This window comes from Zobellia barbeyronii, from assembly GCF_018603515.1.
GTDB classification, from domain to species: Bacteria; Bacteroidota; Bacteroidia; order Flavobacteriales; family Flavobacteriaceae; genus Zobellia; species Zobellia barbeyronii.
Genome location: NZ_JACATN010000004.1, coordinates 573,294 through 597,909, shown reverse-complemented (window position 1 = coordinate 597,909; position 24,616 = coordinate 573,294). Strand labels below are relative to the sequence as shown.

Genomic DNA, 24,616 nt, shown 5'->3' with positions numbered 1-24,616 from the left:
ATATGACAATTGTCAGGTTTATTATAATTAGGGAACGGTACCTTTGTACGGTCAGGTATAAATAATAGGATATGAGCAGCAGGTGTGAAAATTGCATAATAAGGCAATTCAATTCTTTACGAGCTATGAGTAAGGAAGAATTGAAGAAGGTCTCCGATTCCAAAATTTCTAAAAAACTTAAAAAAGGCGAAGCTATCTTCAAAGAAGGTGAAAAGCTAGATGGCGTTTTTTGTGTTAGAGATGGTGTCTCAAAACTGTCTAAACTTAGTGAGAATGGTAAAAACCAAATCGTAAGATTGGCCAGTAAAGGCGAGGTTATGGGCCAACGAGCCGTAATTGCCGAAGAGTCTACCAACTTAAGTGCAATTGCAGTAAGTGACATGGAGGTTTGTTTTATACCAAAAGAAATTATTTCTAATACCCTAGATACGAATCCTAATTTTGCTGTTGAAGTTTTACGTCATATGGCGCATGACCTAAGAGAAGCAGACGACGTTATTGTGAACATGTCTCAAAAGACGGTGAAACAAAGAATGGCAGAAGCTTTTTTATACCTTAGAAAGAATTATGGCGAGGACGAAGATGGTTTCTTGACGCTTTCCTTATCTAGAGAAGACTATTCTAACGTAGTAGGTACGGCTACTGAATCTTGTATTAGGATTATTTCTGAATTCAAGAAAAAAGGATTTATTAAAACTTCCGGAAAGAAAATTGGTATTGCTGATGAGCGTAAGCTTTTAGATTTGATTGATGGATTTTAACCTTTCTCTTTTCAAAAACTGATATTTATCATAGTTTCACCATAGTGTTGGTTCTACTTTTACATTGAAGATTTCAATAAAAAAAGTAGATGAAAAATATACTATTACCTACCGACTTTTCCGAAAATGCATGGAACGCTGCAAGCTATGCTGTAGAACTTTTCAAGAACGAAACCTGTACTTTTTACGTATTGAATACTTATACGCCCCACATTGCACATAGCCGTTTTATGGCTACAAACGTGAGTGGCGATATGATGGAGGATGCTGCTCGAACCCAATCCGAAGCAGGTCTTGCCAATCTCATTTCACGCATGCACACGGAATTCAACAATCCACAACATAGATTTACTGCGGTATCTTCTTTTTCTATGCTTGTAGATGAGGTAAAAGCAGTAATAGATGAGTATGCAATAGATTTGGTTATCACTGGAACAAAAGGAGCCTCGGCAATAGATGAGGTTTTCATGGGTAGCAATACAGTGCGAATTATAAAAACGGTAAAGAAATGCCCTGTACTTGCCGTTCCTCAGAATTTTAAGTTTAAAACACCGGACGAAGTAGCTTTTGCCACAGATTTCAACAGATTTTATACGCAGTCTGAATTGAGACCATTATTGGATATGGCCAAGACCTTTAATGCGGTTATAAGAATAGTACATGTGCAGCAGAAAATCACTGCATTAACGGAGCTTCAGAAGTTTAATTTAAGTATGCTTCGTAAATATTTAAAAGATGTAGAGCATTACGTTCATACGGTTTCGGAATTAAATTCCATTTCTAAAACCTTAGAGATTTTTAGCAATGAATTAGATATTCATTTGTTAGCTATGTTACATTACCAACATAGTTATATGGAAAACCTAACTCGTGAGGCAGTGGTGAAACGTATAGCTTTTCATACACAAATTCCTTTATTGGTTATTCCAGAATTGGGCATGAGTGGTTCTTCACATAGTAAAAAAGAGCAGAGTCTTTCGGCTTCTGAATAGTGCAGGTTCTTCTAAATAGAAGAAGGTGTTTTTCTAGTTTTTTTATTGCGGCAATATTAAATGTGATATTTCTAAAGATTAAAAATATACTGCGCTAGATCTTCTTAATTTTGTGGAAAATTAAGTTATGAACCTTCCCAAGACAGGTCAGAAAAGAATAGTGATTATTGGTGGCGGTTTTGCCGGAATATCACTAGCCAAAAAACTCAGTAAAATAGATTTACAAGTCGTATTACTGGACAAGCATAACTACCATACCTTTCAACCACTCCTTTATCAGGTTTCTACTAGCGGCTTAGAACCGGACTCCATTGCATACCCTATACGTAAGGTGTTAAGGCATTTGGAGAATTTCTATTTTAGGCTAGCTAATGTTGAGCGTATTGAACCGGAACAGAAGGTAATTATAACGGACACGGGAAACCTGGAATATGATTATTTGGTTTTGGCCACGGGTACAAAAACTAACTTTTTTGGGAATAAAGAGATTGCGCAACATGCCATGTCTATGAAAAGTGTGCCGCAAGCACTGGACATTAGAAGTTTAATGTTACAAAATTTTGAAAAAGCAGACGACTGCCAGGATCCAGAAGAGCGTAAGGCATTACTTAATTTCTGTATTATTGGAGCGGGGCCAACAGGTGTAGAGCTTGCTGGGGCATTTGCAGAACTTAAGAATAACGTTTTCCCTGAAGATTACCGACATCTGAATATAGATGAAATGGAAATCAACTTGTATGAGGGTGGCCCAAAAGTATTGCCGCCAATGAGTGAGCATGCAACTAAGAAAGCCATGGGATTTTTGGAAGAATTAGGGGTACGCGTTCATCTTAACGCCATTGCCAGTAATTATGATGGGGAACAGGTAACCTTAAAAGATGGAACCACCATACGCACTAAAAATTTTATTTGGACTGCAGGAGTTACCGGTGCGGCCATAGAGGGTTTTGCACCCCATATTTTGGTAGAACGTTTAAACCGTTATAAAGTAAACCGTTTTAGTCAGGTAGAAGGTTATGACTCGGTTTTTGCCATTGGGGATATTTCTTATATGGAAACTGAAGATTTCCCCAAAGGACATCCACAAGTTGCGCAACCGGCAATTCAGCAAGGAGAGTTATTGGCCAAAAATTTAGAAAAGTTATTGGAGGGTAAAGAAATGAAACCTTTTACTTATGTAGATAAGGGAACCATGGCTACCATAGGAAGAAACAAAGCTGTTGCGGATATTAAAAAATTACAATTTGGAGGTTTCTTTGCTTGGTTTATCTGGATGTTCGTTCACTTAATGGCGCTGGTAGGGTTTAGAAATAAGGTCATTGTATTTTTTAACTGGGCATACAATTATATCAATTACGATAAAGCGGCTCGCCTTATTTTAAGAAGGTTTAATCCAAAGGCATAGTTTAGCCATAGAGATAGCAATTATTTAAAATCCTTTAGTATATTTGTCCTGTTGTGTTGTAACCCAAAACCTGTATAGGTTTGGGCCAATGAAAGGCTTTCCATGTTGGAAGGCTTTTTTTATACCCAATTGTTTCTGCAAGGCTGTAAAAACCAAGAATGTCGCATCGTATAGGGAAGGATGTAATTGTAGGCTTTGTTACGATTTGTCGTAACGTAATTACATCACCTTAAACTAAATTCTGGACTATACTTTTTGAAGTTGACGATCAACGGAACTTGGTTTGTTGTGTTCCGGTGTTCTTCTGTCTTGGATTGACATCCATGCCTTTTTAGCTTTCTCTGCTTTTACCTGATGATGTGTTCTATTCATGATACAAGGTATTAATTTACACTTTCAATATTATTTTAGAACTGGTCATGAGTTTTACGGATGTCCAGTTTTATGTCGCTCATTTTCATAAACTTAACGACAGTACAAACTTACATCAAATAGATTTCTTTTCATCGATCAAATGCGTTACTATAACGTTTTTTTCATTTTAAGAAATTTGCGTTCTTGGGATGATTTCATCCGTTTATAAAAAGGGTGAAATATGCGATATCGATAAAAAAACCGTAATTTTAAACAAGATTTTTAAAGAAAATTACATGCCTTTATATCACAAGCTGGGAAAATTTCCACAAAAGAGACATACCACTTTCAAAAAGGAAGATGGCACCTTACATTATGAACAATTGTTCGGTACTATTGGTTTTGATGGAATGTCTTCTTTGCTCTATCATTTACATAGGCCTACGCAAGTAAAAGAAGTGGGTAAGACGTTAGATGTTGCGCCTAGGGCCGCTGTGGAATACAATATAAAATCTAGGTTACTTCAAGGTTTTCAAGTAAAGCCTGAAGATGATTATTTGGAAAGCCGTAAAACCATGCTTTTCAATAATGATGTGCATGTAGGGCTCGCTGCTCCAAGGAAATCCCTAACAGATTATTTTTATAAAAATACAGATGCAGATGAGCTTTTGTTTGTTCACAAAGGTTCTGGTACGTTAAAGACCATTTTAGGTGAGATTTCTTTTGAATATGGAGATTATTTGGTAATTCCTAGAGGGATAATATATCAGATTGAATTTGATACAGAAGACAATCGTTTATTGATTACCGAAAGCTATCATCCTATATATACGCCAAAGAGATACCGTAACTATTTTGGTCAACATTTGGAGCATTCACCATTTTGTGAGCGAGATTTTAAATTGCCACAAAATCTACAGACTCATGATGAAAAAGGCGAGTTTTTAATCAAAGTAAAGAAGCAAGGACAACTGCATCATATGACTTATGCCACGCATCCTTTTGATATTGTTGGTTGGGATGGATACAATTTTCCTTATGGCTTTTCTATTCATAATTTTGAACCCATAACGGGGCGTGTTCATCAACCGCCACCAGTGCACCAGACGTTTGAAACTAGTGCCTTTGTGGTGTGTTCGTTCTGTCCCAGATTGTATGATTACCATCCGCAGGCTATTCCTGCACCTTACAATCATTCTAACATAGATTCTGACGAGGTACTCTATTACGTAGATGGAGATTTTATGAGTCGAAAAGGTGTTGATGAAGGGAGTATTTCTTTACATCCTGCTGGTATTCCTCATGGTCCGCACCCAGGAACATACGAAGCTAGTATAGGTAAAACTAAAACTGAAGAACTAGCTGTAATGATTGATACCTTTAAGCCGTTGAAATTAACCCAACAGGCAATGGATATTGATGATGGTAAGTATTATAAAAGCTGGTTAGAGTAAATTATTTTTACTTGAAACTGAATTAGAAATTAAACAAAATAGAATAAGTGATTTTTGACCTTATAAAAAATAGACGATCGGTTTTTCCGGCCCAGTATAATGATAAGCCTATAGCTAAAGCAGATATTGAAAAAATATTAGAAGCTGCTAATTGGGCACCTACGCATAAGAAAACCGAACCATGGAGGTTTAGAGTTTTACAAGGGGAGTCTCAAGAGAAATTAGGATTGTTTCTTTCTTTAAAGTACTTAGAAAATGAACCGAATCCAAAGGAGTTCAAAGCTAAAAAACTGATTGAAAATCCAAAACGTGCAGGGGCTATTATTGCCATTTGTATGCAAAGAGATCCAGTGCAAAGTATTCCTGAATGGGAAGAAGTGGCCGCTACAGCTATGGCTGTTCAGAATATGTGGTTATGCTGTACAGAAATGGGCATCGGTTCTTATTGGAGCTCACCGGGATTGGTAAAACACATGAATGATTTTTTTGAAATGAACGATGGTGAAGCCTGTCTAGGCTTTTTTTACATGGGATATTCTGATGAAGAAATTCCTGAAGGCGTAAGAACGCCAATAGAAGATAAAGTAGTTTGGATGGACTAGAAATTGATTAGAATTTATTCAGCTTACTACTTAAAAACAAAAAAACCTTGCTCTTGGAGCAAGGTTTTTTTGTTCTATTTTATATGTATTAGCTTAAAAATGGAAACAATTCAAGTCGATAATTCCAAGCCTTAGAAATAAAAAGACCGAAATAAATTATAGCAATCAGGAACTTCATAAAAGTACCGGTCAAGAAGCCCAGAAACGATCCGAAAGCGGCTTTTGTGGCTGTTTTTCCATCGGCTTTATTCAATAATTCCCCTACCAATGCACCAACAAAAGGCCAAACTATAATACCAAACGGACCTAAAATAGGAAAGAATAGGGCAACCAACAGTCCTAGAGTGGTGCCGATAACTCCATATTTTGTTCCACCAAATTTCTTTGTTCCCATAGCAGGAATTACATAATCTAATCCAAAAACAACAAGAGCCAAAGCGGCAGTAATTCCTAAAAACCAACTGTCTGGTGGTATTGCCTTTGTGAGGTGTAATAATAAAAGACCAACCCAGCTAATAGGTGGTCCGGGGAGTATGGGCAAGAAGCTGCCTAAAATTCCGACGAGCATAAAAATGAAACCCAAAATAAGTAATACAATATCCATTTAGTCAATTTCCTGTTTGACGAAGATAAGTACATTTTGTTACATCTTTCTGGTCTGCTATCTGGTTGTTTTTGAATTGTAATCTGACTGTTAGGGTATTAGTAATATTGATGAAAAGAGTATACTATTTTTATTTTTTTGAACTAAAACATTAGTTTAAACTAATGTTTTAGTTATATTTGTTTTGAGAATGAACTAAATACTTAGTTAAATGAAGCAGTTGACAAAGGCAGAGGAAGAAGTAATGCAGCAATTATGGCTGCTAGAAAAATGTAATGTGGCAACAATAATAGAACAGTTGCCAGAGCCAAAACCAGCTTACAACACGGTTTCAACAATCGTTAGAATTTTAGAAAGCAAGGGTTTTGTAAATCATGAGAAGGAGGGTAAGGGGTATCTCTATTTTCCGCTTGTGAAGAAATCTGATTACAGCAATCAGAGCATTAATAAGCTGGTAGACGGATATTTTCAAGGATCTTTTAAAAGCATGGTCTCTTTCTTTATGAAGAAGAACGATATGAGCCTTACTGAATTAGAATCTATTTTACAAGATATTAAAAAACCTGCTGAGCCGGAAGAGTAAATTAAAAGAATTATTAAAACAGATTTTGATGATACAGTATATCCTGGAGTGCATCGCTTTTCAACTGGTTTTTCTTGTTATTTATGATTTTTTCTTAAAACGAGAAACCTTTTTTCAATGGAATCGCTTTTATCTTTTAACCACATTCATTGTATCACTGGTGTTGCCTTCGGTAAAGATTGAAGCGTTCAAAACTACGGTGGATCAGCCTTATATTGAATATGGAGAGTCTCTGTGGGGAGTAAACACTGCTGTTGTTGTAGGTGCTCAAGAGCCTACGGGATTAGATATTTCATGGCAAATGGTCTTATTTGTATTAGGAGCATTGGTTTCTACATTGCTGTTGGTGTACAAGCTGCGCCAATTATATCTTTTAAGGGCAAAAGGTGACAAGATTAGTTTTAAGGAATTCACCCAAATATTGGTGCCTAATAGTAATATGGCTTTTTCTTTTTTCAAGTCTATTTTTATAGGGGATAAGGTTTCAAAAACGGATTATACCAATATTATAGCCCATGAGCTGGTTCATATAAAGCAAGGTCATACTTGGGACTTGCTCTTCTTTGAGCTCATGCGTATTGTAGGTTGGTTTAATCCATTGGTTTACGTCTATCAAAGTAGAATTTCAGAATTACACGAGTTCATCGCCGATGCAAAAGTGGCTAAACGGAATAAAAATGAACAATATCAATTGTTGCTTTCCCAAGTATTCCAAACTCAAAATATATCATTCATCAATCACTTTTTTAAATCATCATTAATCAAAAAACGAATCGTCATGTTACAAAAATCACAGTCAAAATCGGTTTTCAAATTAAAGTATTTAGCATTGTTGCCCTTGGTGCTAGGCATGTTATTTTATGCTTCATGTGAGAATAACAATAAAGTAGCTGAGGTTACAAATGAAGATGTCATAACGGTTAGTAGCGTTGAAAATCTATCTGAAGAAGAGGAAGCCAAAGTGTATACAAGATTAAAAGCTTTAACAAATTCAGAAGAGGCATGGACTCTAAAGGTAGAAGACTTAGAAAACTCGATAAAATTTGAAAGTACTACTGAAAAAGTTTTTGTTTCGGGAATTAACAATGAACCAATTCAGGCTAAAATGACCATAACCAATACAAATGGTCGGTCAAAATCATTAAAAAACTTTATGCCTTCTGCAGGAGAACCTAACGATTGGAAGAAAGCCTACAAAGAAGATAATTTAGTGCCATTTAAATATATTGATAAAGCACCAATTTTTCCGGGTTGTGAAAATGAAATTGATTTAAAAGCTTGTTTTCAGCAAAATATGCAGGAACATATAGGAAAGTATTTTAAATATCCGGATGAGGCTCAGAGACAAGGTATTCAAGGTAGGGTGAGTATTATGTTTACCATTGATGAAGATGGTTCAATTACTAATATTCGCAAAAGGGGGCCTCATGAATTATTAGAAAATGAAGCGGTTCGTATTATTGAAAAATTGCCACGTATGACACCGGGTTCTTATAATGGTAAAACCGTGAATGTCCCATTTTCAATTCCTATATCTTTTAGATTAGAACAAGCAGGCTTCAATCCATTTGCAGCAGACGCGGACTATGTGCAGATGCAACAGGAGCAAATAGCCAAATTGTCTGCTGAGGCACAAATGGCTTATGGAAATTCCGTGGCATTTAGAAATGTTGAAAACCCACCTGTCTTTCCGGGTTGTGAAGATTCAGATGATAAGCTAGATTGCTTTAAAAAAAGTATGTATCAACATATATCTGAAAATTTCAGGTTTCCTCAAGACGCTCAGAAAAGAGGCATTCAGGGCAGGGTGAACGTTATTTTTTTAATGGATACAGATGGTAATGTTACCCATATCTCAACCAGAGGGCCTGATGAATCTTTGGAGAAAGAAGCAGAACGCATTATTTCTAAATTACCTAAAATGACCCCAGGTAAAAACAATGGAAAAGAGGTAAACGTACCTTATTCTATACCTATTACCTTTAAACTTAGATAAGATTTGAAAACCCTAATTTATATTTCTTTGCTTACTTTTTGTATTACGGCAGAAGGTCAAGCTACGACTTCGGCATTAGCGGATAGTCTATATGCTACAGGTAATTATACGAAAGCCATAAACCAGTATGCTGGGGTTGGTTCTATTACTTCTGCTTTGCAAATTGCAAGGGCCTATAACGCCATTGGTAATTATGAAAAAGCCATAGCACAGTATGAAAGTGTGTTGTCTCAGGATGCATTGCTTCAAATAGCAAGGTTTGAATTGGGGAAGCTCTATCTAAAAACCAAAGACTTTAAAAGTGCAGAAAAACTTTTTGTAGATCTTACCAATGTTACAAATGACAATGCTGAGTATCATTTTTATTTGGGTGAGACTTTTCGTGAGCAAAAGGAGAGTGAGCATAGTTTGGCGTCCTATAAAACTGCTGTAGCAATAGATAGTACTCATTTGAGAAGTTTGTTTCAATTGGGGAAGTACTATGTTGGACAGCGTGAAAAGGATTCGGCACTAACTTTCATTGACAAAGGACTTCGCTTCTATGAAAATGATGTAGCATTAATAAACTTAAAAGCACTGGCCTATTATAACAACGATGAGTATGTTAAAGCGCTTCCTTATTTTGAAAAGCTAATAGAATTGGGCGAGCATAAAGAATATGTCTATGAAAAACTAGCCTATTGCTTCTTTAAAGATTGGGAGTTTGAAAAGGCAGAAACAAACTATAGAAAAGTCTTGGAATTGAACAATGAAAATGCCAATGCCTATTTTAATTTAGGTCAGGTGTTTTGGAAGGACAGACAAATAGATAGTGCCCAATATTATATTAAAGAATCTATTGTAATTCAAAAGCCTTTTCTGTTAAGGGAATATGTCGCTTTAGCAGGAATCGCCAGAGATAAAGATGATATTAAAACGGCTTTAAAATACTATAAACTGGCTCACCAAGAAGATCCAGATGATGCACTGGTTTATCATAATGTATGTACGGTGGCCGATCGGTATTACAAAGACCCCAAAATTAAATTAACGTACTACGAAAAATTTAACGAGCGATTCGGTAAGAAAAATGACTACATGGCAAAGATTGTAAGCAAACGGATTTCCGAATTAAAGGAGGAAATTCATTATGATGTAAAATAATTCGTCTCTGTTTTCAAATTCGCCTTTTTTGATAAAAAATAGCTCTTTTGAGGTATTTTCCCTTTGTGAATAAGGATTCATAGCACAAACCTCCACAAAAAATTGTAATTTCAGCCTACAATTAAGGGCAATGCGAAACCTCACAATTTTATGTTTTTTGTTCCTGCTTACGGCATGTAATTGGTCGGCTTCAAGGGAAAAGAAAACTCAAGAATTGGTCAACAAAGAAATACTAAGTATTGATTGGGAAGATGTTGATCAATATCCTCTTTTTGCCGATTGCGATGAAACTGCCTCTAAACAAGAGCAGAAACAATGCTTTATGGCAACGCTGTTGAAGCACTTTTCCAAAACACTAGAAGAATCGGATTTTGTGGTGCAAGAAGCAGTAAAAGACACTATTTTTGTCGACTTTTTAATGGAGGCTTCAGGAGCAATCTCTCTTTTAAATATTGATAAAGGAGATATAACAGAAACTCAACTTCTTGGTTTTGACAAGCAGATTGAAAATTGCCTAAACGGTTTACCCAAGATTGAACCCGCATTAAAAAGAGGCATTCCCGTTAGGGCAAAATTTAGAATTCCTATAGTACTGCAATAAAACAAATCATTTGGCAACGGAAAAAATTATACTCGGTATTGATCCAGGTACTACCATTATGGGCTTCGGTGTCATAAAAGTGGTAGGTAAAAAAATGGAGTTCGTTCAAATGAACGAACTGATGCTCAAAAAATACAGCGACCACTACGTAAAACTAAAGCTCATTTTTGAACGCACCATAGAACTTATTGATACGTATCACCCTGATGAAATAGCTATTGAGGCCCCATTCTTTGGCAAGAACGTACAATCTATGCTTAAACTAGGTCGTGCCCAAGGTGTGGCCATGGCAGCAGGACTCTCGCGTGAAATTCCCATAACGGAATATTTGCCAAAGAAAATAAAAATGGCGGTAACAGGTAATGGTAATGCCAGTAAAGAACAAGTAGCCAAAATGCTTCAAAGTGTACTGGGACTAAAAACGCTACCTAAAAATTTAGATAGTACAGATGGTCTTGCTGCCGCTGTTTGTCATTTCTATAACTCGGGTAGAATAGATGTTGGTAAAGGGTATTCTGGTTGGGATGCTTTTGTAAAGCAGAATAGTTCAAGAGTGAAGAAGTAGGATGCTGGTTTTGTGGTTGGTGAGCAGTATTCAGTAGGCAGTAATTGGTTTGTAGAATAGAATTATATGAGGTTTCAAGATTTATTGGCTTATAAAAAGTCCTTTGCTTTAGCAATGCGGATTTTTGAGATATCGAAAACATTTCCTAAAACCGAGACATATTCTTTGACCGATCAAATTAGAAGGTCTTCACGAAGTGTTAGTGCCAATATTGCAGAAGCTTATCGTAAGCGACTTTATCCTAAACATTTTATTAGTAAGTTAACTGATAGTGATGCGGAAAATTCGGAAACACAAACATGGCTAGAATTTTCTTTAGCATGTAAATATATAGATGAGAAAACTTTTAGTGAGTGTGTAGCGCAAAGTGATGAAGTTGGGAAATTAATTCAATATATGATGCGAAACCCAGCCAATTTTGGAGCAAAATAGAACACTGAACACTGAACACTGAAAAATGAGCGGCATCTACATTCACATCCCTTTTTGCAAACAGGCATGTCATTATTGCGATTTTCATTTCTCTACTTCAATGGGGAAGAAAGAGGCAATGGTTGCTGCTTTGCAGAAGGAACTCTTATTACGTAAAGACGAGTTTAAGGATGAGGTGGTAGAAACTATATATTTTGGAGGAGGAACGCCCAGTGTGCTGGAAACTAAGGAAATACAATCTATTATTGATTCGGTTTATGAGAATTATGACGTTTCTGAAAATCCTGAAATTACCTTGGAGGCCAATCCAGATGATTTATCAACGGAGAAAATAATTGCCCTTTCTAAGAGCCTCGTTAATCGTTTAAGTATTGGTATTCAATCTTTCTTTGAAGAAGATTTGAAGTTGATGAATCGTGCACATAACGCTACTGAAGCGGAAAACTGTATAAGGGAGGCAACCGCTTATTTTGATAATATTTCTATCGATTTAATTTACGGCGTGCCGGACATGACAAACGAGCGCTGGAAAGAAAATATAGACAAAGCGCTTTCTTTTGGGATACCTCATATTTCCAGTTATGCCCTCACTGTTGAGCCGCATACGGCACTCGCAAGTTTTATTAAAAAAGGCTTGGTCAAAAATGTAGATGATGAGGTGGCCCAAGCGCACTTTCATATTCTATCCGAAACTTTGGAAGCAGCTGGTTTTGAAAGCTACGAGATCTCTAATTTTGGAAAATCAGGTTATTTTTCAAGAAACAATACAGCTTACTGGCAACAGAAAAAGTATTTGGGTATAGGTCCGTCTGCACACTCGTATGATGGTGTGCGTAGAGGATGGAACATTAATAATAACCCAAAGTATTTGAAGTCGATAGAAAAAGGAGAGCTTCCAATAGAGACTGAAACACTATCCGTTACCGATACGTATAATGAATATGTGATGACTGGCCTTCGTACCATCTGGGGGGTATCGCTTTCTAGAATTACATCTGATTTTGGTGAGAAATATCATGAATATGCTTTAATGCAGGCAGAGAAGCACCTGAAAGATGAATTGTTGCATATTAAAGATGATACGCTACTGACCACTAAAAAGGGGCGTTTTTTAGCTGACGGTCTCGCATCCGACCTTTTTATGGTAAATTTGAAGTAGAAATAGAAGTGAAAATAGGCTCAAGCGTTAGTCGCCGAATACGGTCATCTGGCTTTTTATTATCTACGAGCCAAAGTCGTTTTTAAAAATAGAATACATTTTTATGATTGCCACTATAAAACATAGGACAAAAAATTACCCAATAGACCTTTCTAAACCTTTAGATATTTCAGTAGCTATTAAAGGTGGAGAGGAAAATGTAAATGCATGGTATGTTGCGCCTCCTAAAATTGAGGCTCACGAAGAATCAGGTTTTGTAGGTAAAGTGTCCGAAGGAGCTTCCATCAATTTTAATGATATTTCATTCAATCCGCATGCTCATGGTACACATACGGAATGTGTTGGGCATATTACCGAAGAATTTCACTCGGTCAATAAAAATCTAAAGCAATATTTCTTTCTCTCGGAAGTGATTACCGTAGCTCCGGAAATGTTTGATGAGGACCTTATTATATCAAAGAAACAACTGAAGTACGCTTTGGGGAACAAAAAACGGGAAGCGGTCGTTATCCGTACGTTGCCTAACATGAAGCAAAAAAAGTCAAGACAATACTCGCATTCAAATCCTCCTTATCTAACGCAAGAAGCAGCTGAGTTTTTGGTGGAAAAAGGAGTGAATCACTTACTTGTAGATCTTCCTTCTGTAGATAAAGAAAAAGATAATGGAGCGTTAGTAGCTCACAAGGCATTTTGGAACTTTAATGGTAAACTTCGTAAGAACGCTACAATAACGGAATTTATTTATGTGGCAAACTCTATTGAGGACGGAACCTATATTCTAAACCTGCAGGTGGCTCCTTTTGAAAATGATGCTAGTCCCAGTAGGCCTGTGCTTTATAGGGTTATTCAAAATAAAGTCACTCCTAAATGATAAAGTTGCTAAAGGTTGAGGAGTTGGTTATGTTCTTTTTTGGGATGTATCTTTTTAGTCTTTTACCTTATGCATGGTGGTGGTTTTTGCTATTACTATTAACGCCAGATATAGGCATGTTAGGATATCTTTTAGGGAATAAGGCGGGAGCTATATTTTACAATGTTTTTCATCATAAAGGCATTGCTCTTGTCATCTATTTAATTGGGGCGTATCTTTCGGAACCTGTATTGCAGTTAGTTGGGATTGTTTTATTTTCGCATGCTGCAATGGATCGTGTTTTTGGTTATGGCCTTAAATATGACAAAGGATTTAAATTTACCCACTTAGGGGAAATAGGAAAATAAAAATGGATAATATCTTCGATACTTTTTTGGGTCTGATTTTAGGTGCTATCCTTATGTATTGGGTGTATTCTCTTTTTAGACAAAGGCAAAATAAAGAATTGACCAAACACCAATCTACGGTACTTGTAGATAAAATACAGAGTGTATGCAAATTGGTTTCTGTAGAAGGAGATTTTGCAGAAATCTACCGCTATGAGAATATTAAGGAGCGGTTCATGAGTTTGGTGAGCAGTAAGAAAAAAGCCTTATTAGTCATCAATGCCAAAGCCCATATTGGTTATGACCTTAAAAAGGTAAAAATAAAGGCGGACAATGAGAACAAAAGAATTATTCTAACTCATTTTCCAGAACCTGAAATTTTATCCATAGAACCAGATATTCAGTTTTATGATATTCAGAGTGGCATGTTCAACTTCTTTTCTTCGGAAGATTTAACGTTACTCAATAAAGAGGCTAAACAACATATTCGTGAAAAAATTCCTCAAAGCGGATTGATGGAAACAGCCAAAAAGGAGGCTATTCAAGCGGTTCTACTCATTGAAAAAATAGTGGAGACCATTGGTTGGAAATTAGATTATACTGCTTTAGAGATTACGGAGAAGCAAAAAGAAATGCTGGAAGATTAATTCATTTATACGATTCAAACCATAATTATGAGAACACTTACCCTTGCAATATTATTTTTAACACTTGCCATTACCGCTAATGGCCAAACAAAGAATGACATGAGAGAATTTGATCCCCATTTTGCCCATACCGTATTTTTCTGGTTTAAAAATCCTGATAACAAGGCAGATCGTGCTACGTTTGAAAAGTCGCTTCAGAAGTTTTTGGATAACTCGCAATACGCTAAAACAAGCTTTATTGGTATGCCACCAAAGGCTAGTCGTGATGTGGTAGATGGGTCGTTTACCTACTCTCTAATCGTAACTTTTGAATCTGCAGAAGCACAAAAGAACTACCAAGATGAAGCACCTCATAAAGTGTTTATTGAAGAGTCTAGTGCTTTATGGGACAAAGTAATCGTTTACGATTCAAAAGGGGTACAATAAGCTTATGATTGCATACAGGTCTGCTGTATTAGCAGATGCCATGGCAATTGCTCAATTACACGCTAAGAGTTGGCAAGAAAACTATCGCGGAGCATTCAGCGACGTTTACTTAGATGATTTAGCTCTTTCTGAGCGTCAGCAAGTTTGGCATAAAAGACTTGAGAACCCTATATCTGAACAACGGGTAGTCGTTGCGGATAGCAATGGTATCATTGTAGGTTTTGCCTGTATTTTCATATCAGATCATGCAGTCTATGGTACCTTGTTAGATAATCTTCATGTTTCAAAAGATGTACAGGGCATGGGTGTCGGTAGACACTTAATGTCTTTGGTTGCTAAAGAGGTGTTGAAGAACCCATCCAGCTTAGGTATGTATTTGTGGGTGCTGGAGAACAACAAGGCAGCACAAGGATTTTATGATTCTTGTGGCGGTGAAAGACTAGAGACTGTAGAAGGTACTGATATAGGCGATAAACCAATTTTGAAAGTTAGATACTATTGGTCATCAATGGAGAAGTTGATAAGGACTAACAAGTAAAAGAACGATTTAAAATGATGAACGTTGAGCTTTTTCGTGAGTATTGCATTGCCAAAAAAGGAGTAACCGAAGAGTTTCCTTTTGATGAGAAAACCTTGGTGTTTAAAGTCATGGGCAAGATGTTTTCCCTTTGTGCGTTAGAGCGTCTTCCTTCTCAAGTAAATCTTAAATGTGATCCGGAGAGGGCTATTGAACTTCGTGAAGAGTTTGATGGCAACATCATACCGGGCTATCATATGAGCAAAGTACACTGGAATACGCTTCTGTTAGACAGTCTGCCACCTAAACTAATCACTGAACTCATAGACCATTCTTATGATTTAGTTATTTCCAAATTCACTAAAAAGCTTAAAGCGGAGTATGATGCACTTTCGTGAATCATTTCGTAGTATTTTTATTTAAAATTCTTGTCGGGTATTATGCAGCAATTAAAATCTTTTTATAGTGGTGAAATTGAAAAATACACCAAAGAATTATCCCAAATAAAGAAACAGCTCTTTGCCTCAAGCATGTTGCGTTTAGCCATCTTTGGTGTGGCAGGCTTTGCTATATATTGGTTTTTTGGTGATGCCAAATGGGTTATGGGCGTAATATTGGTCACCGTTGTGCTTTTTCTCTTTTTAGTAACGAGACATGCAACGCTCCAGTACAAACGAGATAGGTTATTGGCTTTGCTAGATATTAACCAAACGGAACTGAAAGTATTAGATCGTGACTTTCACGATTTACCAGAAGGCGATGAGTTTAAAGACCCCTTACATTATTTCAGTCAAGATATAGACCTTTTTGGTAGAGGGTCATTTTTTCAGTATGCCAACCGTACAGCCTTAAAACAGGGAGCTGAGACTTTTGCTGGTTTGTTTAAAGCGAATACCATAGATGGGATTGTAGAGAAACAGGAAGCTATTAAAGAATTAGGGGAAATGCCCGAGTGGCGGCAGAATTTTTCTGCAATAGCATCTTTAACGCAAGCAGAAGGCAAGACGGATACTATTGTAAATTGGCTAACGAACTACGTTCCTTTCGTACCTAAAATAATGCGTTATCTACCTCTCGTTTTTTCAGCAATCTCCGTGATTTTGTTTGCACTTTATTTTCTAGATCTGGCACCAGAGTCGGCTTTGGTGGTTTGGCTTGTGGTGGGTATGGGTGTTACCGGAATGTATATGAAGAAAATCACTAATTTGGGTGGTGATGCTTCAAAAGTGCAGAGCACTTTTCAGCAGTATAATAAGTTGTTGAACTTAATAGAGGAAACTGAATTTACTTCGGATTATTTAAAAGAATTACGAGGTAATGTGCTTAGAGATAAAGAAAAAACGTCTTTAATCATAGCCCAATTTTCAAAGCAATTGAACAGTTTAGATAAGAATAATAACATTATTTATCTCTTTTTTGGTAATGGCTTTTTTCTACGAACATTAACGCATTGCTACGAGATAGAAAAATGGATTGCCAAACACGGGGCTTTTGTAGAAAAATGGTTTGATACCATCGCGTTTTTTGATGCCTACAATAGCTTGGGTAATTTTACTTTTAATCATCCAGAGTACAATTTCCCGAATATCAATAATGACGCAGCAGTTCTTAAATCCATTGGAGCAGGTCACCCTTTGTTGAATCCAGAAAAGAGTGTTTTGAATGATTTTGTAATAGACCGCGAACAGTTTTTTATTGTTACCGGAGCCAATATGGCTGGTAAGAGTACGTTCTTACGGACGGTTTCATTACAAATTGTTATGGCTAATATGGGACTTCCACTTTGTGCCAAGAAGGTAGACTATTCGCCTATAAAATTGATTACAAGTATGCGTACGACGGATTCATTAACGGATGACGAATCATACTTCTTTTCAGAATTAAAACGATTGAAATTCATTGTTGATGAAATTCAAGAAGACCGTTATTTTATTGTTTTAGATGAAATCCTAAAAGGAACCAATAGTACAGATAAGGCAGAAGGAAGCCGCAAGTTTGTTGAGCGATTGGTTGCTTCTAAATCTACAGGGATTATTGCTACTCACGATTTAAGTTTATGTGAAGTGGCCAATACTTTACCACAAGTAGAGAACCATTATTTTGATGCAGAAATCATTGATGATGAGCTTCATTTTGATTATAAGTTTAAAGATGGCATCTGTCAGAATATGAATGCATCGTTCTTATTGAAGAAGATGCAAATTGTAGAATAAGAATAGTTTAAACGATAGTCAATAAATGGATTCATTAACTCAAATAGTATTAGGTGCTGCTGTCGGTGAAGCCGTTTTAGGAAAGAAGGTAGGTAACAAAGCCATGCTGTATGGGGCTATTGCAGGTACCATTCCTGATTTGGATGTTATTGCGCGCTTCTTTTTTGATACCGTTACCGCAACGGAAATGCATCGGGGTTTTAGTCACTCTATTTTCTTTTCCATACTCTTTGCGCCAATATTTGGTTGGCTAATTTCCAAAATAGAACGGAAGAGTGAGGCTACTTTTAAGGATTGGTCTTGGTTAATGTTTTGGGGGCTTTTTACGCACCCCGTTCTAGATACGTTTACCACCTGGGGCACTCAATTGTTTTGGCCTCTTAAAATCCGATTGGCATTTCAGAATATTTTTGTCATAGACCCTCTGTACACCGTACCTTTTATTGTTTTTGTGATTATGGCCATGCGCCAACCTAAAACATCGCCAAAACGAAAAAGATACAATAGATTAGGGTTGACGGTTAGTACAGCATATTTAGTAACTTCTTTAATTCTAAAGTGGTTTGCATACGGAGAGTTTGTGCATAGTTTAGAAATACATGGGGTAACCTATGAAAGTGTAGATACCCGCCCCGCACCTTTCAATACTATTTTGTGGACTGCTAATGTAGATGCTGGCGATGCGTATTTAATAGGAGATTATTCTTTTTTTGATACCGAGGATATCAAGTTTACATCCTATCCTAAAAACCATCAACTTTTGGGTGATTTAAAATCTGATGATAAGGTAAAGCGGCTCATTGGCATAACGGAAGGTTGGTATACCATATCTGAAAAGGACGGCAAGCTTTTCTTTAACGACCTTCGTTTTGGGCTTATAAGTTTAGACCCAAAAGAGACACAATTCGCCTTTACTTATGAACTTGAGCCAACTGAAAACGGACTTGCAGTTCATGAAATGCCAAAAACCCGAGTAGATGCCAAACGGTTACTAAATGCACTGTGGCTTCGGATATGGGGCAACTAGTTAAATTGTAATCTACGTGTTAGAACTGTTCTCCATTTGACTATTTTTAAGTATTAATTCATTAAAACCGCTTCAACTTGAAAAAACTTCTATACCTAATTGCATCCACTTTTCTTTTTGTTTCATGTACAGAAAAAGAGAAGGAGGAAAAGCTAACGGAGTACCAAAGATGGCATACAATCACTTTATCTTTTGAAGGTCCTGAAACTTCAGAAAAAGCAGATGATAATCCGTTTTTAAATTATCGTTTAAACGTTGAGTTTGCTAATGGTGATAAAAGGTATGAGGTTCGTGGTTTTTATGCTGCAGACGGTGATGCAGCAGAGAGTAGTGCTGAAGCGGGTAAGATTTGGCAAGCGCGTTTTTCTCCAAGTGAAATGGGGGAGTGGAGCTATTCCGCAACTTTACAACATGGAGATTCCATTGCGCTTTCTAATGATAAGTTACAGGGTGAAGAGATAAGTTTGACCAATGCTATGGGCAAGTTTAATGTAGTGGCATCAGATAAGAAAAGTCCAGATTTTAGGTCAAAAGGGCGGTTGGTGAATTCAAAAGGGTATTTCCGATTTCAGGATTCTGGTGAATATTGGATTAAAGGAGGTGCAGATAGCCCTGAAAATCTTTTAGGATATGAAGATTTTGATGGCACCTACCGTATGCAAAGTTCGGAGAGTAAAGGAGAAGCCAAGACAAATGAACAGCTACATCGTTACACGCCCCATTTACAAGATTGGAATAATGGTGACCCAACGTGGAAAGAAGGCAAAGGCAAGGCGCTTATTGGGGCATTGAACTATTTGTCTTCAAAGGGAATGAACGTAGCATATTTCTTAACCTTAAACATTCTTGGGGATGGAAAAGATGTATGGCCTTATGTCAACCCTGATGATTTTACCCGTTTTGACGTTAGTAAATTAGAGCAATGGGAAATAGTCTTCAAACATATGCAGGCAAAGGGCATATTGTTACATATGGTGTTGCAGGAAACGGAGAACGAAACCATGTTAGATAAGGGTAATACAGGTCCTATGCGCCAATTGTATCTTCGTGAGCTTATGGCACGTTTTGGACACCATTTGGCCATGAATTTTAATTTAGGAGAAGAGAATGGTTATGCTGAGTTTACACCTGTCTCACAGAACGATGCACAACGTAGAGCTATGACCTCTTTTCTCAAAGAAATAGACCCCTATAACCATCCTGTACTTTTACATACCCATAGCCATGAACCGGCCCGTGCAAACATTTTGGATTCAATAGTCGGTTTTAAGGATTTGGATGGTATTTCTTTACAGGTAGACAAACGAGAAGGTGCTGCGGAAGTAGTGGAAACTTGGAAAACAAAAGCACGCGAAGCAGGTCATGATTGGATGATTACTATGGATGAGATAGGTATGTGGCATACCGGCGCGCGTTCAGATTCATTAGATGGTAATCATGATTCATTGCGTCGTTATGTGCTCTGGGGAACTTTGTTGTCCGGTGCTGCAGGTGTGGAGTGGTATTTTGGAGCTAATAATACATACCATGATCTTAATACCGAAGATTGGCGTACCAGAGACCGCTTATGGGAAGTGACCAAACATGCCCTAGACTTTTTTCAGGAGAATTTACCTTATTGGGAAATGCAGGCCCAACATAGTTTAATCAATTCTAAAGAGGCCTACTGTTACCGGAAAGAAGGAGAGATCTATGCGGTTTATTTACCTAAGAAAGGTAACTATAGTGTAGATTTGAGTGAAACCGAAGGTGATTTTGAAGTAAGTTGGTTTGACCCTCTCAATGGTGGAAGTTTACAGCTGGGTTCCGTTTTAAAATTACAAGGGGGTAGTAAAGTAGATTTGGGCACACCTCCTAAGGACAAAGAACAAGACTGGATTGTTCTGATAAAGCGCTAGATTAATACACACCTAATCTGATACTTTGATAATAATTCAAAGCTTTTTTAAAAACAAACATCTTTTAATTAGCTGATGATGTATTCTTTTGACTGTTTCACAACAAACAAAAAAATAACCGTACTATAATTCTTACCTTTATTTACTCTGAATTACGAACGGGTAAGCTTAAATAGAGGCGGATTTTTATGAAGGATTTTGATAGCTATAAAGGAGAAAGGCCAAGCTTAAACTACGTGGAAAACCTCGTAGGGGTTCGTGATGCTGAATTCGAACAAAAGTTTGTAACCCTTTTAAAATCCGAATTTTCTTGGGATCTTGGTAAATATCTCTATCATATAAAATTGGACGAACCCCGAGCTGCAGCAGAAATCGTTCACAAATTAAAATATAAGATCAGTGTCCTGGGCATGCAAAAAACATTCATTTTTGCAGAAGAGCATAAAGAACGTTTACATGCAGGAGATGCCAGTCTTGACGAAGACTTTAAAAAGATTTTAAAAAGGATAAATGTCTTTCTTGACCTACTAGATTAATACTTTACAATTGCTTTACTTGAATACCCTTAAAAGCATCGGCTTGTAGTTTTAATAGTTCCTCTGCTTTTTTCTTTTTGTAGGCGTATACCTCTTCTTCTCTCTTGATCTCATTATAAATCTTTTCGTTCAATGCCGTGTCTGCTAACAGCATTTGTTCGCGTTGCTGTATTTTTTGTCGTGCCCAAGTATTGACCATACTTTCCTCTTCGTCTAGCTTAATGTCATAAGTACCTTTTGGTGATAATAGTTTAGCGATGATAGGGGAGGTTTCAATTGCCAAAAACAATAGAAATATAAAGAACGAAGGCCACCAAGGTAGCTCGTTCAATGCATTGATGCGTGCCATAAGTCCATCAAAACCATCTATTACGGGTTGTGAATCTTTAACCACATCAGAATACTCCGCATTTAAAGTAGAAATCTGATTTTCGATGGCGATTATTTTTTCACTATTGCTCTCTTTTAATTGCTGAAGCTCGGCTAAAGCGGCATCGTGCTTCTCGCGTTTTTCTTCATACACAGGTCCTTTGCCTAACTTTAGAGTGCCAGAAGTACCTTCGGCTTCTGTAATGTAAGTGGTGTAGAGTGCATTGGTTTCTGCTTCTTTGAAAGTGATTTCACTTTTTAAAACACCAATAGCTGTATTCAGCTTTTCTATGTTTGGAGTGTACTGTAAAGCCAACTGGTTTTTATTCGTCAATGTCATTTCATTTTTTTGCTCCAATAGAACTTGATTGATTTCCTTTTCGAAAATTTTCATTTCCAAAGGTTTAGAGATGACCACAGCAATGATGATGGCCAATACAAGACGGGGTGCCGCCTGTAAAAGCTCATTGCCAAAGTTGTTTCGTTTTTTTATGGTGGAGACAATAAAGCGGTCTAGGTTAAAAATTAAAAGTCCCCAAATGAGACCAAAGAAAGTAGCCGTGTATACATTGTCAAAAACAGTATAAAGCGCATAACTACTGGCAATAAAGGCCATGAGTGCCGTAAAGAATACGGTCGCACCAATACCGGCGTACTTGTTCTGTTCCCCTTGTGAACAGGTTTTTAGAATGAAGGTGTCCGCCCCCGAGCAGAGGATAAAAAATTGCTGTACCATGATGTCCGATTTTTTTTGATGATACCCATTACTGGGCTGATTGATGATGAATATGACGTAAGTTAACTTTTTTTGTTACAGAATGTTAGCCTCTAGTTTATGGTTTAACACTATTTCTAGAACAGATTACCTCTTGATGCGTTAGGGATAGCAGCGAAAAGTGAATGTTTGTTTTCTTGCAAAGCGTACATGTATCGTATAGCTCAATCCTGTTTCTTTTGGAAAAGCCTGACCACCCCATCAAAAAGATGTAAATTTGTTTTTAAAACAACCAATAATGAGTGTATTAGCTGATTTGGAAGTACGTAGTGGCTCCACATGCGAACTTTGTACAGGAACCAATAACTTAGAAATTTTTGAAGTGGAACCAGTTTCTATAAGTGGAGTAGATTCAAGTATTTTAGCATGTGAAACTTGTCGTACTCAAATTGAGGATCCGGAACAAATGGATGCCAATCATTGGCGATGTCTTAATGATAGCATGTGGAGCGAGTATGACTCTGTGAAAGTTGTAGCTTGGAGAATGTTATCTAGATTAAAGTCTGAAGGTTGGCCTAAGGATCTTTTAGAAATGATGTATTTAGAGCCAGAAGTTTTGGACTGGGCAAAAGCAACAGGAGAAGGTTTAGCAGAGGCTGATAAGATTATTCATAGAGATGTAAATGGCGTAATTCTAGAAAACGGAGATAGCGTTGTTTTAGTAAAAGACTTAAAAATTAAAGGGTCTAGCCAAGTTGCCAAGCAAGGTACTGCGGTACGTAGAATTTCTTTAGACCGTGAGAATGCAGAATATATAGAAGGTAAAGTAGGACCAACTATGACGGTTATAATTACCAAGTACGTTAAAAAAATATAAATAAAAAGGGGAATCAGTTTTAGTTGATTCCCCTTTTTATTTTACTTGCTCATTTCTGTAAAGTGTTGATAGAAATAAGGTATGGTCTCAATACCTTTTAAGTAGTTCCAAACTCCAAAATGCTCATTTGGTGAGTGAATAGCATCGCTATCTAAGCCAAAGCCCATTAGAATAGTCTTACTGTTCAATTCTTTTTCGAATAATGCTACAATAGGAATACTACCGCCACTACGTTGTGGAATAGGTTTTTTACCAAAAGTAGTTTCGTATGCTTTGGAAGCAGCTTTGTAACCAATGGTGTCAATAGGTGTAACATACCCTTGTCCGCCATGATGAGGTGTTACTTTTACGGTAACTCCTTTAGGTGCTATACTTTCAAAATGAGTTTTGAACAATTGGGTGATGTCTTGCCAATCTTGGTTAGGAACCAAACGCATAGATATTTTTGCATAGGCCTTACTGGCTATTACGGTTTTTGCGCCTTCGCCTATGTAACCGCCCCAAATTCCGTTTACATCTAGCGTAGGGCGTATGCTATTACGTTCATTGGTACTATATCCATTTTCACCATCTACGGATGTAATGTTCAGTGCTTTTTGATATGCGTCTAGGCTAAAGGGTGCTTTTGCCATTTCTGCGCGTTCATCTTTAGAGAGGTCTTCTACTTTGTCATAAAAACCAGGAATGGTAATATGATTGTTTTCATCATGAAGCGAAGCAATCATTTTGGTTAAAGCGTTTATAGGATTCGCTACGGCACCACCATAAAGTCCGGAGTGTAAATCCCTATTTGGACCAGTAACCTCTACCTCTACATAGCTAAGGCCTCTTAAGCCGGTAGTTATTGAAGGAACATCGTTCGCAATCATACCGGTATCAGAAATTAGAATGATATCATTAGCTAGTTTTTCGTGGTTATTGGCAACAAAAACGGCTAGGTTGTTACTGCCAACTTCCTCTTCGCCTTCAATCATGAACTTTACGTTACAAGGCAATTGGTCGGTTTTCACCATGAATTCCAATGCCTTTACGTGCATATACATCTGGCCTTTGTCATCACAAGCACCGCGTGCAAATATGGCACCTTCAGGATGTGTATCTGTTTTTTTGATAACAGGCTCGAACGGAGGCGAGTTCCAAAGGTCTATTGGATCAGCCGGTTGAACGTCATAATGACCATATACCAGAACTGTAGGTAGGGCAGGATCAATTATTTTTTCGCCGTAGACAATTGGGTAACCTTCTGTCTCGCAAATTTCGACCGTGTCGCAACCTGCATTTTCTAGCGCAGTCTTTACTGCTTCTGAGGTGTCGATTACGTCTTGAGAGAAGGCGGAGTCGGCACTTACAGAAGGAATACGCAATAATTGTATGAGTTCATCTAAGAACCTTTCTTTGTTTTTTGAAATGTAATCTTGTACGTTTTGCATGGAGCAAATTTAGGGTGTATTTTAAAAATACAAAAAAGAACGTTTTTAAATGACGGAAAGTTTAGAGAATTGAAAATTTGCATTATATTTGCATCCCAATTTGATATTGGAAA

27 protein-coding genes are annotated in these 24,616 nt (G+C 37.2%); 23 read left to right on the top strand and 4 right to left on the bottom strand.

Features of this window, described 5'->3' with window-relative positions:
- Positions 1-125: 125 nt before the first annotated feature.
- From HW347_RS15110 to HW347_RS15100, 3 genes are all read left to right on the top strand, one after another.
- Positions 126-761: a Crp/Fnr family transcriptional regulator gene (locus tag HW347_RS15110; protein WP_225901939.1), complete on the top strand. Its 636-nt coding sequence runs from the start codon at positions 126-128 to the stop codon at positions 759-761.
- 89 nt (positions 762-850) lie between these two features.
- Positions 851-1,753 carry a universal stress protein gene (locus HW347_RS15105; protein WP_214612591.1) on the top strand — a complete coding sequence of 301 codons (903 nt, stop codon included), beginning with the start codon at positions 851-853 and terminating at the stop codon, positions 1,751-1,753.
- A gap of 127 nt (positions 1,754-1,880) precedes the next feature.
- Positions 1,881-3,158 carry an NAD(P)/FAD-dependent oxidoreductase gene (locus tag HW347_RS15100; protein ID WP_214612590.1) on the top strand — a complete coding sequence of 426 codons (1,278 nt, stop codon included), beginning with the start codon at positions 1,881-1,883 and terminating at the stop codon, positions 3,156-3,158.
- A 246-nt stretch (positions 3,159-3,404) separates the two neighbouring features.
- On the opposite strand, the gene HW347_RS20760 is transcribed toward HW347_RS15100, so the two are convergent.
- On the bottom strand, positions 3,405-3,530 hold the full coding sequence (locus tag HW347_RS20760) for a hypothetical protein (RefSeq protein ID WP_262897685.1): 126 nt from the start codon (positions 3,528-3,530) through the stop codon (positions 3,405-3,407).
- Between the two features lie 278 nt (positions 3,531-3,808).
- Here HW347_RS20760 and HW347_RS15095 point away from each other — a divergent pair, with 278 nt between their 5' ends.
- The gene (locus HW347_RS15095; protein WP_214612589.1) at positions 3,809-4,966 is read left to right on the top strand and encodes a homogentisate 1,2-dioxygenase; all 1,158 of its coding nucleotides are present in this window, start codon (positions 3,809-3,811) and stop codon (positions 4,964-4,966) included.
- A 47-nt stretch (positions 4,967-5,013) separates the two neighbouring features.
- Positions 5,014-5,568, top strand: a complete 555-nt coding sequence (locus HW347_RS15090) for a nitroreductase family protein (protein ID WP_214612588.1) — start codon at positions 5,014-5,016, stop codon at positions 5,566-5,568.
- 88 nt (positions 5,569-5,656) lie between these two features.
- On the opposite strand, the gene HW347_RS15085 is transcribed toward HW347_RS15090, so the two are convergent.
- Positions 5,657-6,172 carry a DUF456 domain-containing protein gene (locus tag HW347_RS15085; protein ID WP_214612587.1) on the bottom strand — a complete coding sequence of 172 codons (516 nt, stop codon included), beginning with the start codon at positions 6,170-6,172 and terminating at the stop codon, positions 5,657-5,659.
- A 211-nt stretch (positions 6,173-6,383) separates the two neighbouring features.
- On the opposite strand from HW347_RS15085, the gene HW347_RS15080 reads away from it, so the two are divergent.
- The 17 genes from HW347_RS15080 (at position 6,384) to HW347_RS15000 (ending at position 21,112) form a co-directional block, all read left to right on the top strand.
- Positions 6,384-6,755 carry a BlaI/MecI/CopY family transcriptional regulator gene (locus HW347_RS15080; protein ID WP_214612586.1) on the top strand — a complete coding sequence of 124 codons (372 nt, stop codon included), beginning with the start codon at positions 6,384-6,386 and terminating at the stop codon, positions 6,753-6,755.
- Between the two features lie 28 nt (positions 6,756-6,783).
- Positions 6,784-8,751 (top strand): M56 family metallopeptidase, encoded by a 1,968-nt coding sequence (locus tag HW347_RS15075; RefSeq protein ID WP_225901938.1) that lies wholly within the window; start codon positions 6,784-6,786, stop codon positions 8,749-8,751.
- A gap of 3 nt (positions 8,752-8,754) precedes the next feature.
- The gene (locus HW347_RS15070; RefSeq protein ID WP_214612585.1) at positions 8,755-9,894 is read left to right on the top strand and encodes a tetratricopeptide repeat protein; all 1,140 of its coding nucleotides are present in this window, start codon (positions 8,755-8,757) and stop codon (positions 9,892-9,894) included.
- Between the two features lie 130 nt (positions 9,895-10,024).
- A complete protein-coding gene (locus HW347_RS15065) occupies positions 10,025-10,495 on the top strand; it encodes a hypothetical protein (protein WP_214612584.1) in 471 nt (156 codons plus the stop codon).
- Between the two features lie 10 nt (positions 10,496-10,505).
- On the top strand, positions 10,506-11,060 hold the full coding sequence (gene ruvC, locus HW347_RS15060) for a crossover junction endodeoxyribonuclease RuvC (protein ID WP_214612583.1): 555 nt from the start codon (positions 10,506-10,508) through the stop codon (positions 11,058-11,060).
- A 66-nt stretch (positions 11,061-11,126) separates the two neighbouring features.
- A complete protein-coding gene (locus HW347_RS15055) occupies positions 11,127-11,492 on the top strand; it encodes a four helix bundle protein (protein WP_155594871.1) in 366 nt (121 codons plus the stop codon).
- Between the two features lie 25 nt (positions 11,493-11,517).
- A complete protein-coding gene (gene hemW, locus HW347_RS15050) occupies positions 11,518-12,651 on the top strand; it encodes a radical SAM family heme chaperone HemW (protein WP_214612582.1) in 1,134 nt (377 codons plus the stop codon).
- A gap of 103 nt (positions 12,652-12,754) precedes the next feature.
- Positions 12,755-13,522, top strand: a complete 768-nt coding sequence (locus HW347_RS15045; RefSeq protein ID WP_214612581.1) for a cyclase family protein — start codon at positions 12,755-12,757, stop codon at positions 13,520-13,522.
- Positions 13,519-13,869: a DUF4260 domain-containing protein gene (locus HW347_RS15040; protein ID WP_214612580.1), complete on the top strand. Its 351-nt coding sequence runs from the start codon at positions 13,519-13,521 to the stop codon at positions 13,867-13,869. The genes HW347_RS15045 and HW347_RS15040 overlap by 4 nt, the downstream gene beginning before the upstream one ends.
- Positions 13,870-13,871: 2 nt before the next feature.
- Positions 13,872-14,495 (top strand): DUF4230 domain-containing protein, encoded by a 624-nt coding sequence (locus HW347_RS15035; RefSeq protein WP_214612579.1) that lies wholly within the window; start codon positions 13,872-13,874, stop codon positions 14,493-14,495.
- A gap of 27 nt (positions 14,496-14,522) precedes the next feature.
- The gene (locus tag HW347_RS15030; protein WP_214612578.1) at positions 14,523-14,921 is read left to right on the top strand and encodes a Dabb family protein; all 399 of its coding nucleotides are present in this window, start codon (positions 14,523-14,525) and stop codon (positions 14,919-14,921) included.
- A gap of 4 nt (positions 14,922-14,925) precedes the next feature.
- Positions 14,926-15,459 (top strand): GNAT family N-acetyltransferase, encoded by a 534-nt coding sequence (locus HW347_RS15025; RefSeq protein WP_214612577.1) that lies wholly within the window; start codon positions 14,926-14,928, stop codon positions 15,457-15,459.
- A gap of 17 nt (positions 15,460-15,476) precedes the next feature.
- On the top strand, positions 15,477-15,836 hold the full coding sequence (locus HW347_RS15020) for an MmcQ/YjbR family DNA-binding protein (protein WP_155595539.1): 360 nt from the start codon (positions 15,477-15,479) through the stop codon (positions 15,834-15,836).
- 42 nt (positions 15,837-15,878) lie between these two features.
- Positions 15,879-17,651: a MutS-related protein gene (locus tag HW347_RS15015; RefSeq protein WP_214612576.1), complete on the top strand. Its 1,773-nt coding sequence runs from the start codon at positions 15,879-15,881 to the stop codon at positions 17,649-17,651.
- Positions 17,652-17,676: 25 nt separating this feature from the next.
- Positions 17,677-18,678 carry a metal-dependent hydrolase gene (locus tag HW347_RS15010; protein WP_214612575.1) on the top strand — a complete coding sequence of 334 codons (1,002 nt, stop codon included), beginning with the start codon at positions 17,677-17,679 and terminating at the stop codon, positions 18,676-18,678.
- Between the two features lie 77 nt (positions 18,679-18,755).
- On the top strand, positions 18,756-20,576 hold the full coding sequence (locus tag HW347_RS15005; protein ID WP_214612574.1) for a DUF5060 domain-containing protein: 1,821 nt from the start codon (positions 18,756-18,758) through the stop codon (positions 20,574-20,576).
- Positions 20,577-20,764: 188 nt separating this feature from the next.
- Positions 20,765-21,112, top strand: coding sequence for an Hpt domain-containing protein (locus HW347_RS15000; RefSeq protein ID WP_214612573.1), 348 nt, complete (start codon positions 20,765-20,767; stop codon positions 21,110-21,112).
- Positions 21,113-21,116: 4 nt separating this feature from the next.
- Here HW347_RS15000 and HW347_RS14995 read toward each other — a convergent pair whose 3' ends face one another.
- Positions 21,117-22,217, bottom strand: coding sequence for a DUF4407 domain-containing protein (locus tag HW347_RS14995; protein WP_214612572.1), 1,101 nt, complete (start codon positions 22,215-22,217; stop codon positions 21,117-21,119).
- A 277-nt stretch (positions 22,218-22,494) separates the two neighbouring features.
- Between HW347_RS14995 and HW347_RS14990 the strand changes: the two genes are divergently transcribed.
- Positions 22,495-23,073 (top strand): PhnA domain-containing protein, encoded by a 579-nt coding sequence (locus HW347_RS14990; RefSeq protein ID WP_214612571.1) that lies wholly within the window; start codon positions 22,495-22,497, stop codon positions 23,071-23,073.
- 41 nt (positions 23,074-23,114) lie between these two features.
- Here HW347_RS14990 and HW347_RS14985 read toward each other — a convergent pair whose 3' ends face one another.
- Positions 23,115-24,503 (bottom strand): dipeptidase, encoded by a 1,389-nt coding sequence (locus tag HW347_RS14985; protein WP_214612570.1) that lies wholly within the window; start codon positions 24,501-24,503, stop codon positions 23,115-23,117.
- Positions 24,504-24,616 lie beyond the last annotated feature (113 nt).